This is a genomic window from Blautia liquoris, assembly GCF_015159595.1.
In the GTDB taxonomy this organism is placed as follows: Bacteria; Bacillota; Clostridia; order Lachnospirales; family Lachnospiraceae; genus Novisyntrophococcus; species Novisyntrophococcus liquoris.
In genome coordinates this window covers 2,957,305-2,969,412 of the sequence record NZ_CP063304.1, presented here as the reverse complement: position 1 = coordinate 2,969,412, position 12,108 = coordinate 2,957,305, and the positions used below count along the sequence as shown (strand labels likewise).

The 12,108-nt window shown below is 45.7% G+C and carries 6 protein-coding genes, 1 tRNA gene and 1 rRNA gene; 7 read left to right on the top strand and 1 reads right to left on the bottom strand.

What is annotated here, in order from left to right:
- Nucleotides 1-427 precede the first annotated feature (427 nt).
- The 7 genes from INP51_RS13385 (at nt 428) to INP51_RS13355 (ending at nt 10,273) form a co-directional block, all read left to right on the top strand.
- Nucleotides 428-3,475 (top strand): 23S ribosomal RNA (locus INP51_RS13385).
- A gap of 116 nt (nt 3,476-3,591) precedes the next feature.
- Nucleotides 3,592-3,663 (top strand) — tRNA-Asn (locus tag INP51_RS13380).
- Nucleotides 3,664-3,841: 178 nt separating this feature from the next.
- Nucleotides 3,842-5,218: a DUF1576 domain-containing protein gene (locus INP51_RS13375; protein WP_207736880.1), complete on the top strand. Its 1,377-nt coding sequence runs from the start codon at nt 3,842-3,844 to the stop codon at nt 5,216-5,218.
- Nucleotides 5,181-5,531 (top strand): hypothetical protein, encoded by a 351-nt coding sequence (locus tag INP51_RS13370; protein WP_193735317.1) that lies wholly within the window; start codon nt 5,181-5,183, stop codon nt 5,529-5,531. Before INP51_RS13375 ends, INP51_RS13370 begins: the two co-directional genes overlap by 38 nt.
- Before the next feature lie 76 nt (nt 5,532-5,607).
- Nucleotides 5,608-6,480, top strand: a complete 873-nt coding sequence (locus tag INP51_RS13365) for a methionyl aminopeptidase (RefSeq protein WP_193735316.1) — start codon at nt 5,608-5,610, stop codon at nt 6,478-6,480.
- Between the two features lie 195 nt (nt 6,481-6,675).
- Nucleotides 6,676-8,511, top strand: a complete 1,836-nt coding sequence (locus INP51_RS13360) for an ABC transporter ATP-binding protein (RefSeq protein ID WP_193735315.1) — start codon at nt 6,676-6,678, stop codon at nt 8,509-8,511.
- Complete coding sequence (locus INP51_RS13355) at nt 8,504-10,273, top strand: ABC transporter ATP-binding protein (RefSeq protein ID WP_193735314.1); 1,770 nt, start codon at nt 8,504-8,506, stop codon at nt 10,271-10,273. Before INP51_RS13360 ends, INP51_RS13355 begins: the two co-directional genes overlap by 8 nt.
- Here the strand turns inward: INP51_RS13355 and INP51_RS13350 are convergent.
- Nucleotides 10,264-12,108, bottom strand: coding sequence for a sensor histidine kinase (locus tag INP51_RS13350; protein WP_193735313.1), 1,845 nt, complete (start codon nt 12,106-12,108; stop codon nt 10,264-10,266). The genes INP51_RS13355 and INP51_RS13350 overlap by 10 nt on opposite strands.

The following is a 12,108-nucleotide window of genomic DNA, read 5'->3' as shown; positions in this document are numbered from 1 at the left end:
AAGCACTTGATGAGAATAGAACAGGCACCCAAAGAAGTGTGCTAACCTTTATCAGCAGGGAAGTGCTGTTAGAGCTGGTTTTTACCAGTGATCAGAAGGTAAAACGAAAGAGGAGAGAGCCTTGCAAGGTTTTTCGTTTCTTTGTTTTGTTTCCTGATGACTGATAAAGATTCAGTCAGATACGTACCTTGAAAACCGCATACAGATTATATCTATATCCAAGCGTGAAAAACGCAAGATAGAGAAAAGACATCCGAGGCATTGTGTATGAGAATACATGATGTTATCGAAACCAGATAGATTCGAAAGAATCGATGCTTTTAAAGAAAGTCGAAGTCCATGGAAGATGAGAGTCAGACATGGATTCCAATACAGAATCAGTAAACACAAAACCGAACCGCACGCTAGCGGGGAGGTGGACCAACAAAGGTCAAGCATTAAGAGCGCAGGGTGGATGCCTTGGCACTGAGAGCCTAAGAAGGACGCGGCAAGCTGCGAAAAGCTTCGGGGAGGCGCACACAGCCTGAGATCCGGAGATATCCGAATGGGGAAACCCGCATGAGCAGACCTCATGCATTCCTACGCCAATTCATAACGTAGGGAAGGGAACCGGGGGAACTGAAACATCTAAGTACCCCGAGGAGAAGAAAGAAAACTCGATTTTCCAAGTAGCGGCGAGCGAACGGGAAAGAGCCCAAACCATGGTGCGTGCACCATGGGGTTTTGGACTGCAGGAGGTACTTTCTAACTTAGCCGAATGGTTTTGGGAAAGCCATCCAAAGAGGGTGAAAGACCCGTAGGCGAAAAGAAGGAAAGACCGGCAGGATCCAGAGTACCACGAGACACGAGAAACCTTGTGGGAAGACGGGGGGACCACCCCCCAAGGCTAAATACTCCTCAGTGACCGATAGCGCATAGTACTGTGAAGGAAAGGTGAAAAGGACCCCGGGAGGGGAGTGAAAGAGAACCTGAAACCCTGTGTTTACAAGCTGTGGAAGATGTGCCTGTGGGTTCACCTATCTTCATGAGCTCTGCAGCCGTTACGACAGCGATTACATCGTCAACTTACTCGACGTAGACAACTACGTCTGCGTGAGTTTCCTTGTACTCGAAGCCGTAGCGACCGCATTGCAGCATGAGAATAGGTGAGTCCACAGCCATCAACCGCGTACTTTTTGTAGAACGGTCCGGCGAGTTGCGGGTGCCGGCAAGGTTAAGCACTGTCAGGTGTGGAGCCGAAGGGAAACCAAGTCTTAAGAGGGCGAAAGTCGGAACACGCAGACCCGAAACCGGGTGATCTACCCATGTCCAGGTTGAAGCTGCCGTAAAAGGCCGTGGAGGACCGAACGCACATCCGTTGAAAAGGGTGGCGATGAGGTGTGGGTAGGGGAGAAATTCCAATCGAACCCGGAGATAGCTGGTTCTCCTCGAAATAGCTTTAGGGCTAGCCTCAGACAAGATACACGGAGGTAGAGCACTGAATTCCCAAGGGGGCGTCAAAGCTTACCAAAGGATATCAAACTGCGAATGCCGTGATACCGATGTCTGGGAGTCAGACCATACGAGATAAGTTGGATGGTCAAAAGGGAAACAGCCCAGATCTGCAGCTAAGGTCCCAAAGTGCGTGTTAAGTGGAAAAGGATGTGGGATTTCAAAGACAACCAGGATGTTGGCTCAGAAGCAGCCATACATTAAAAGAGTGCGTAACAGCTCACTGGTCGAGAGGTTCTGCGCCGAAAATGTCCGGGGCTAAAACACGACACCGAAGCTCAGGAATGATTGTAAGATCATTGGTAGAGGAGCATTGTCAGAACGAAGAAGCGGTACCGGAAGGGGCCGTGGAGATCTGAGAAGAGAGAATGCCGGAATGAGTAGCGAGAGAGAGGTGAGAATCCTCTCGGCCGAATATCCAAGGTTTCCAGAGTAAAGCTGATCTTCTCTGGGTAAGTCGGGACCTAAGGCGAGGGCGAAAGCCGTAGTCGATGGAAAGCAGGTGGAGATTCCTGCACTGCAGTAAAACAGAACTGTGGGGACATGTGTGGAGAGCACGGGCGCGGAATGGAAAGCCGCGTGCAAGCGAAGGAGGAGTGCTGCAGGTAAAACCGCAGTACAATCCAAAGACGTGAAGCGGACCGAAGTAAAGTAGGGAAGCGTGTGAGCCATGGATCAAGAAAAGCCGCTATTGTTTTTATTGTACCCGTACCGTAAACCGACACAGGTAGATGAGGAGAGAATCCTAAGGCCGACGGAAGAAGCATTGTTAAGGAACTCGGCAAAATGGCCCCGTAACTTCGGGAGAAGGGGTGCCTGGCGAAAGTCAGGCCGCAGAGAAAAGGCTCAAGCAACTGTTTAGCAAAAACACAGGTCTATGCGAAACCGAAAGGTGAAGTATATGGGCTGACGCCTGCCCGGTGCTGGAAGGTTAAGAGGAGAGGTCAGAGCTACGGCTCAAAGCTTTGAATTTAAGCCCCAGTAAACGGCGGCCGTAACTATAACGGTCCTAAGGTAGCGAAATTCCTTGTCGGGTAAGTTCCGACCCGCACGAAAGGCGTAATGATTTGAGCGCTGTCTCAACAATGCATCCGGTGAAATTGAAGTACCAGTGAAGATGCTGGTTACCCGCGCCAGGACGGAAAGACCCCATGGAGCTTTACTCCAGTTTGGTACTGGGACCCGGTACTGCATGTACAGGATAGGCGGGAGGCTAAGAAGAAGGTACGCAAGTATCTTTGGAGCCGCTGTTGGGATACCGCCCTTGCAGTAGTGGATTTCTAACCAGAGTCCGTGAACCGGACATGGGACAATGCCAGACGGGGAGTTTGACTGGGGCGGTCGCCTCCGAAAGAGTATCGGAGGCGCTCAAAGGTTCCCTCAGGATGGTTGGAAACCATTCAAAGAGTGCAAAGGCAGAAGGGAGCTTAACTGCGACACCGACGGGTGGAGCAGATACGAAAGTAGGACTTAGTGATCCGGTGGTATGAAAGTGGGATTGCCATCGCTCAACGGATAAAAGCTACCCTGGGGATAACAGGCTTATCACTCCCAAGAGTTCACATCGACGGAGTGGTTTGGCACCTCGATGTCGGCTCATCGCATCCTGGGGCTGTAGTAGGTCCCAAGGGTTGGGCTGTTCGCCCATTAAAGCGGTACGCGAGCTGGGTTCAGAACGTCGTGAGACAGTTCGGTCCCTATCCGGCGTGGGCGTAGGATATTTGAGAGGAGCTGTCCTTAGTACGAGAGGACCGGGATGGACCGGCCGCTGGTGTACCTGTTGAGCCGCCAGGCTCAGGGCAGGGTAGCCAAGCCGGGAAGAGAGAAACGCTGAAGGCATCTAAGCGTGAAGCTCACCTCAAGATGAGATATCCCATTCGAAAGAAGTAAGACCCCTTGAAGACGACGAGGTAGATAGGGCAGAGGTGGAAGTACAGCAATGTATGGAGCTGACTGTTACTAATCGGTCGAGGGCTTGACCTCGACACTTGATGAAGTTTATCATCAAGTGAAGGTCCGGTGTTTACAAAAAGATGGAATGATGTTATAATTTGTATGCGGTTTTGAAGATACGTATGTAAAGTATCCAAAACAGAATAATCCTCGATAGCTCAGCGGTAGAGCCCTCGGCTGTTAACCGAGTTGTCGTAGGTTCGAACCCTACTCGGGGAGTTAGAGATGAGATCCTGTCATACTGACAGGGTCTTTTTCGATTCTCAAAGCTTACCCTAAGTGCCCGGATGAAGCTACCTTTTGACGCTTTCATCTTTGTATATATTAACGTCTGAATTTTTTATTGCACTTAATTTTCTGAAAAGAATTGACTTTTTACTACAAAGAACGATATAGTATGGAAAAGACCATAAACAGTACAGCAAAACACCGCAAAGGAGAATTCATGACAAGACGAATCATTCATAAAACAAAAGACCAGTCCTATCCGGATTTTCAAGCCTTTCTTTACCGTCTAATTGCCGCTTACTGCATAATCCTGATGCTGATCGGAATAGTATCGGATCCTTCTATCGACCTTATAAAGGGAATGTTTCGAATCTTTACTTCTCCCAGTAATCTGATTACAGATTACTTTGAGGTCGGTAGTTTTGGGAGTGCATTTTTAAATAGTGGTATTCTTACCATGGCAAGCCTTCTTCTTCTCTGGATTAAGAAGGTACGGTTGAATGGACCGATGATCGCCGCTCTTTTTACTGTGTCCGGTTTTTCCTTTTTTGGGAAGGATATTTTTAATTCGGTACCAATTTTTCTTGGGGTATCAATATATGCCCGTCTTGTGCGAAAACCATACTCACAGTTTTCACTGGCAGCACTTTTTGGCAGTACACTTTCTCCGGTGATTAGTTATATTGCTTTTGGGAGCAATCTGCCCTGGCCGGCCGGAATTATAATTGGATATCTTGTGGGGATCTTTATCGGAATGATACTTCCGCCGCTATCCTCTTCATTTTTACAGTTTCACCGGGGATTTTCGCTATATAATGTAGGTTTTACTTCCGGAATCATAGCAATGATGGCCGCAAGTATCATGCGTCTGTTTGGAGAAGAGATTGACACTCCGCGTCTGATCGCCCGGCAGTATTCCACAGAAGCCGGAATCTTCTTATGCAGTCTTTCCATTGCACTTTTGCTGGTGGGATTTGTGGTCAACAATCGTTCACTTAAAGGGATGAAATCGATTATCGCATCTCCCGGCGTACTGGTCACTGATTTTGTGACAGAAGATGGCCTCGGTGCAACGCTGATTAATATGGGAATCATGGGACTGCTTATGATTGCATTCGTCATACTCCTGGGAGGAACCTTTTCCGGACCGATTGTGGGAGCTGTACTTACGGTAATTGGATTTTCTGCATTTGGCTGTCATATCAAAAACAGCCTTCCAATCCTTGCAGGTGTGGTGTTCGCTGCATTTGTCTCACCAATGGATACCAGTGATCCAGTTACGTTGATCATGAGCGCTCTGTTTGGAACCAGTTTGGCACCGATTGCGGGCTATTATGGAATACTGTCGGGAATCGCCGCAGGCTTTTTACATATGACACTTGTGTCGAATGTCACCTATCTGCACGGCGGGTTGAATCTTTATAACAATGGTTTTTCATGCGGGTTTGTCGCGGCATGCATGGTGCCGTTTTTAGATATGATGATTGATATTAAGGAGGATAGAGGGAATGGTAGAGAAGGAAAAAGCATGTCGAATCGTGAATGAGCTGTTGGTGTATTTTCTGTCGAATGATATTGTGGATTTTCAGGCGAATGTTCAGTTCCATAACAATGGATTTCGAGTAGAACTGCAGGGGAACTGCAGCAAAGCACCGGCAGACATGAATGAATTCGCAAAGATGCTTCGGATTCCAAGAAACCCGAATATGGAGGATTATTATGATGAACTTTTGGGCACCAGCAAATCTCATGCCGGTTCAAGAGAATATCATCTGTTGGGGATGATGATTGACGATGCACAGATCTCATATGAAGATTTTGTGTTTAAGGTCAGCATATATAGAAGATTTGAGGTTTAAGTTTTCAGTAACGGGTTGAAAATCTCCGAAATTAGTGTAGAATAGATCTGTAAGGATGATAGGAACGGAGGATTATATGCACAAAATCGGAAGAAATGATCCCTGCTGGTGCGGCAGTGGAAAGAAATATAAACAATGCCATATGGCATTTGATACCAAGATAGAAAATTACAGGATTATGGGAGATAAAGTTCCGCGGCATGACATGATTAAGACTCCGGCTCAGATTGAGAGGATTCGTCATGCCGGAGTTGTGAATACCAGAATTCTGGATTTGCTGGAGGACTTTGTAAAACCGGGAATGAGCACAGAAGACATTAATACGTTTGTCCACGATCAGACAACAAAGATGGGCGGAATTCCCGCACCCTTGAACTTTGAGGGGTTTCCAAAAAGTGTTTGTACATCAGTCAACGATCAGGTCTGCCACGGAATCCCGGATCCGGGCACAATCTTAAAGGAAGGCGATATCATCAATATTGATGTCACCACAATTGTAAATGGGTTCTACGCAGATGCATCTCGTATGTATTGTATCGGAACGGTATCGCCGGAGGCCGAAAAACTAATTCGTGTCACAAAAGAATGTGTTGACCTGGGACTCAAAGAATGCCGTGCATGGGCTCATCTGGGCGATATGTCTGCCGCTGTATGTAAACATGCCTATGATAATGGATACACGGTTGTCCGAGAGATTGGAGGACACGGAGTGGGGAATGATTTCCACGAGGATCCCTGGGTCGGATTTATCGGAACCAGAGGAACCGATATGCTTTTGGTACCGGGGATGATCTTTACGATCGAGCCCATGGTAAATGCCGGAAGAGAAGATATCTTTCAGGATGAGCACAACGGATGGACCATCTACACGGAGGACAAAAGCCTCTCCGCACAGTGGGAGTATACGGTTCTGATCACGGAGGACGGACCGGAAGTTTTAACACATTAAATATAGAACAATCATAAACCTGTTATGGATATTTAGAGATTCCATAGCAGGCTTTTTTTGGGCTTATAAATTCAAATCGGCAGCTTAAATATAAAATTTACATTAATTTTCTATAAACAATAGTAATTCCAAATCAATTCTGATATAGTGAAAATAACACAAAATATTATTGCTCAAGTGGAGGTGTGGTGTTTCATGAAACAGATAAAATGGCTCTGGAGCCAGATGAAAGGTTACCGAACGCAGTATGTATTTTTGCTGATTCTTCTTATGATTCCAGTCATCATGCAGCTGCAGAATCCGATCATCAGTCAGATGATTGTCGATCAGGTTATCTTAAAGATTCCCGAACAAAAGGGGAATATGGAGGAACTGATTGATAAACTGATTCGCCTTCTGGCACTGATGATTTCACTTATGGTAGTCCGTACATTCGTGTGGCGTTTTGGAATAATCGGCGTGGAAAGATGCGGACAGAAATTTCTGTATGATTTCAAAAGGCAGATGTTCCATAAACTCCAGAATCTGGACCGTGGGTTTTACAAGAGAAATGAAACGGGAGATCTGATGACGAGACTGACATCAGATGCCGAGATGGGAAAACATGGGATCGTAGCTTTACTCCGAGGTTTTATGGAATGCTTTACGCTCTATATGGCAACAGCGATTTATATGTTTTCAAAAAACGTGATATTGACCTTGGGGCTGATGGTATTTACCCCGATCATCTTTGTAGTTACATATAAATTTTCTAAGACAGCCCGCCCATATTATATGCGGCTGAGGGAGAAACTATCAAAGATGAACAGCAATGCACAGGAAAACATCGAAGCAAACCGCGTGATAAAAGCATTTGCAAGGGAAGATTACGAAGAAAAGAAATTCAAAGAGAGAAATGAAGATTTCCGTGAGGCGAACATTACAGCTTCTTTCGTATGGCTTCGCTTTTATCCTGCAATTGAGGGGTTTTCACAGGCACTGCCAATTGTTGTTCTTGTCGTGGGCGGTATCTTCCTTATGAATGGTAAAATCAGTGCCGGAACTTTTCTGGCATTTAATAGTCTGTGTTGGACACTTGCCGCGCCGATGCGGAATATGGGAATGCTGGTCAACGATACACAGCGCTTTATGGCTTCGATAGACAAACTGATGGAACTCGACGCTGCAGAACCGACGGTTAAGAATAGAGAAGGCGAACTGGTTGTGAAAGAAAAGCTGGAAGGAAAGATTGAATTTCGTGATGTCAGCGTGAAACTGGAACATACCGATGTTTTGGAGCACGTAAACTTTACAATTCAGCCAGGAGAGACGATTGCACTTATGGGGCCGACTGGATCCGGTAAGACAACCATGATCAACTGCATCAACCGTTTTATCGATGTGACGGGGGGAGCCGTTCTGATCGACGATATCGATGTGAGAGACTATGATATTGACGTACTGCGAAAAAACATCGGAATAGCGAATCAGGATGTATTCCTATTCTCCGATACGATCAATCGGAACATTGCATTTGGCAATACGATGCTTCGGTCAAACAAAATCGAACGTGTTGCAAAGCTTGCCAGAGCAGATTTCGTATGGCGTATGCAAAATGGTTTTGATACCATGATTGGTGAGCGTGGAACCGGACTTTCCGGCGGACAAAAACAGAGACTGGCGCTGGCACGTGCCATCGCTATTAATCCGTCTGTCTTAATTCTTGACGATACCACCTCGGCAGTCGATATGAATACGGAAAGTGAGATTCGCGATAACCTGCTGGGAATGTCGGGCAATGCGACAAAAATCATCATTGCGCAAAGATATTTTTCAGCTATGAAAGCAGATCGAATCTTTATCTTAGATCATGGAAGTATCGCAGAGATGGGCAGCCATAAGGAACTGCTCAGGCAGGGCGGATATTATCAGGAGATTTACCTCCTTCAAAGAGGTGTATCTTCGCTTGAAGAAGATGAAGAAGACCGCCGGAATCTTTCCGATACAAGTGAGGAATCCAACAATGGAATGGGGGTGAGGGTACATGGCTAAAAAGAATCGTTTTGACGAAGACGAACGCCTTGAAGAAGAGTTTAATATTAACCACCTGAAACGAACCTTTGTATACATAGGCAGAAGAAAAAAATCCATGATTATGGCACTCCTTTTTTCAGCTGTTTCATCGGTGTGTTCATTGATTCCCGCTAAAATCATAGGTTATGCCGTAGATCACACGATTCCGAATAAAGACGTCAGACAGCTTCTCCTGTTGGCCCTTGCTGTTGTGGTGATCGTAGCGCTCAGTGTTACGCTGGCAGTCATCCGTGCCAGAATTATGACCAGAGTAGGGCAGGACATCATCTTTGATATCCGGACGGATTTGTTTAATAAGCTGCAGGAACTTCCATTTACTTTCTATGATTCCCGCCCACATGGCAAGATATTGGTACGTGTCATCAATTATGTGAATAATGTTTCCGACATGCTCTCGAACGGAATGATCAACTTTGTACTCGAGATATTCAATATCATATTCATTCTGATCTTTATGTTTACAACCAGTGTGAAGATGACGCTGATCATATTCGCGGGTGTTCCGGTGCTGATTGCGGGGCTTGCGATGTTGAAACCGAGACAGAGAAGGGCATGGCAGATCGTGAACAACAAAGGTTCCAACATGAATGCCTATCTTCAGGAAAGCATCAATGGGGTCGCCATTTCCCAGAATTTTGTGCGTCAGGACGAGAACGAAACGATCTTCGATGACCTAAATCTGAATAACTATGAGTCAGTGATGCATGCAATCAAATTGGCTTACTGGACTACGAATATGGTAGACCTGATCTCGATTGTCGCAATCTCGGTCATGTACATGGCAGGTGTCGCGTGGATTCGCCCTGCAATTACATTTGGCGTACTGCTTGTGATGGCTGATTATGCATGGAGGATGTGGCAGCCGATTATCAATATTGCAAACCTGTATAACCAGCTGTTAAACACACTCTCATATCTGGAGAGAATTTTCGAGATTATCGATGAACCGGTACTTCTGACAGATTCCGAGGATGCAAAAGAGCTCCCGCCGATCACCGGAAATGTTGATTTTGACGATGTCACGTTCTGCTATGATGACGGAGATGAGAATGTTCTTGAGCACGTCGATCTCCATGTCAAAGCTGGAGAAAGTATCGCACTCGTCGGACCGACCGGTGCCGGGAAATCTACAATTGTGAATCTTCTGTCACGCTTTTATGATGTCACCGGCGGATCCGTGAAGATTGATGGGAAGGATGTCCGGGATGTGACGATTCATTCCCTCAGAAGTCAGATGGGCGTGATGCAGCAGGATGGATTTATCTTCACCGGCTCAGTCTCTGACAATGTTCGATACGGACGGCTGGATGCCACACAAGAAGAAATCGAAGAGGCCTGCAGGACGGTATTTGCAGATGAGTTCATCCGTGAGATGGAACAAGGTTATGATACTCAGGTTGAGGATAAAGAAAGCACTCTTTCACAAGGCCAAAAACAGCTCGTCGCATTTGCCAGAACCTTGATCCGGGATCCCAAGATTCTGATCTTAGATGAGGCAACCTCATCCATTGATACGAAAACCGAGCGTCTGGTTCAGGAAGGTCTCGACCGCCTGATGGACGGGAGGACTACATTTGTCGTGGCCCACAGACTTTCAACAATCAAAAACTGCGATAAAATTCTCTACATAGCCAATAAGGGAATCGCAGAGATGGGAACACACAGTGAGCTGATGAAAAAGAGAGGTTTCTACTACGAGATGGTGACAGCTCAGATGTAACTTTCATCTTTTTCCTGATGGGAAAGGTGTATATGAATCAAGATTGTATTCTTATAAAAAGGCATGGAAGACAGATTAAAAGAGATGTTTTCCCTTCCGTAGTAGGTGCAAAGACGTTGATAGACGTTATGGATTCCTACATGTCTCCTTGTCTGATCCTCGGGCTCTCCATTTTGGAGAGCCTTTTCGACGTTTTGGGGATCGAAGCCGCTCCCGTTGTCGGTTATCTCGATATTGAGAATATCCGCATGGCGAAAGAAAATGATCTCAATCGACGGAGATGCGACGGGTACACCGCCAGAATCAATACTGAATCCATGTTTGATCGAATTCTCTACCAGGGGCTGAAGGATTGTCTTGAGAATCATAGTTTTTTCCAGTCCCGGGGCAATCTGGTACATGAAAACAATCGACTCTGAAAAACGCTGATTCATGATTTTGATATAGGAATGAACATGCTTGATTTCATTTGCAATGGTGATTGTCTCATCTCCATAGGACAATCCGATGCGCAGATATTCCACCAGATATTGAATCATCTCTGCTGCCGGCGTATTATGCCCATTCATCACTTCCAGCTGAACGTAGTCCAGGGTATTATACAAAAAATGCGGATTAATCTGTTCGGAGAGGACACGTACCTGAGCACTATATTTTTCCTGTTCCTCCTTTTTGATCAGCTGCATTTGCTCCTGAATCGTATCGTGCATGCTGTTAATGGCCCGGAAGACCTGACCCATCTCGTCGTTTGTCTGAACATGAATATGCTTCGTATAGCTGTCCGACCCAATCTGGGTTACAACATTCACCAGAGTATTCAAAGGGCTGGTGATGTATCGTGTCAGCAAAAAAGAAAGTGCCAGTAATACAATAATCATCAGTAAGGCGATGGCGAGAATCAGTATTCCAGATCGGCCAAATAAAGTTGAAATCTTTTCGTTTTCAACGTAGTTGACCAGATATAAATCAGACTTTTCCAGATTACGGGCATAGAGAGAAACATTTTTGGTCTTCAGGCTTGAAAGATTATCCTTTTGTGTGGACAACCCTTGTAGAAATTCCCTGCGCTGTGGGCGGTCAAGTGCTTTTCGGATCGCCGGATCATCAGAAGGGTTTAATAGTTCACCATTTTGGTTTGATATAAAGAATTCACCATTCGTATTATCGGCTCCTGCGTTAGTAATCACGGTGTTGAGCCTTTTACTGTCCAGAAGAATCATGACATAGGCATCGCTTTTTTCTTTGCCTTTTGTGAGGCGGATACTGGAATAGCCATCCGCTTTGACAGGAAAGACTACCACAATCACATCATCTCTGCTTAAGAACGGACTTTTCCTCTTGGAAAGCCAGGTGATTCCACTGATACGATCCAGTTCCTTTTGGGAGAGAAAATCACCGGATACGTTCAGTGTATTCTTATATAGCGAGTAGTATGTCGTCTGGTCCCCAGACAGGAGAATTGCGGAATTTACAATATAATGACATCCTGCAAGAGAAGACAACTCACTTTGCAGAATACTCTTCTTGTAGGTATAAGCTTCTTCAGGATCGGAAAGTATATGCAAATCAGAGACGAAATCGTCTGTTCCGCAGGTTTCTACAAAGTGTTCTAGGATAGTTGTATATGCAAGACCGATGGTGTTGGCAGCATTTGTTGTATTTTCCTGAGCCAGCCGTCCGGTTCTTTCCCGGTTTGTGTGTAAATAAAAAGCCATCGATGTCAGAAGAACGATGAAAGTAATGGAGATTACGAGTCCGCAGATTACCATCCGAATTTTATGAAAGAGACTCTTGTTGTCGTATGTTTGTCTGATCTTGTCAATGATGTTTCGCAT

Excerpts from the sequence above, each read along its gene's own strand:
- INP51_RS13375 (WP_207736880.1), top strand. The coding sequence starts at position 3,842 with ATGGAAAAGACCATAAACAGTACAGCAAAACACCGCAAAGGAGAATTC.
- INP51_RS13370 (WP_193735317.1), top strand. The coding sequence starts at position 5,181 with ATGGTAGAGAAGGAAAAAGCATGTCGAATCGTGAATGAGCTGTTGGTG.
- INP51_RS13365 (WP_193735316.1), top strand. The coding sequence starts at position 5,608 with ATGCACAAAATCGGAAGAAATGATCCCTGCTGGTGCGGCAGTGGAAAG.
- INP51_RS13360 (WP_193735315.1), top strand. The coding sequence starts at position 6,676 with ATGAAACAGATAAAATGGCTCTGGAGCCAGATGAAAGGTTACCGAACG.
- INP51_RS13355 (WP_193735314.1), top strand. The coding sequence starts at position 8,504 with ATGGCTAAAAAGAATCGTTTTGACGAAGACGAACGCCTTGAAGAAGAG.
- INP51_RS13350 (WP_193735313.1), bottom strand. The coding sequence starts at position 12,108 with ATGCGAAACATCATTGACAAGATCAGACAAACATACGACAACAAGAGT.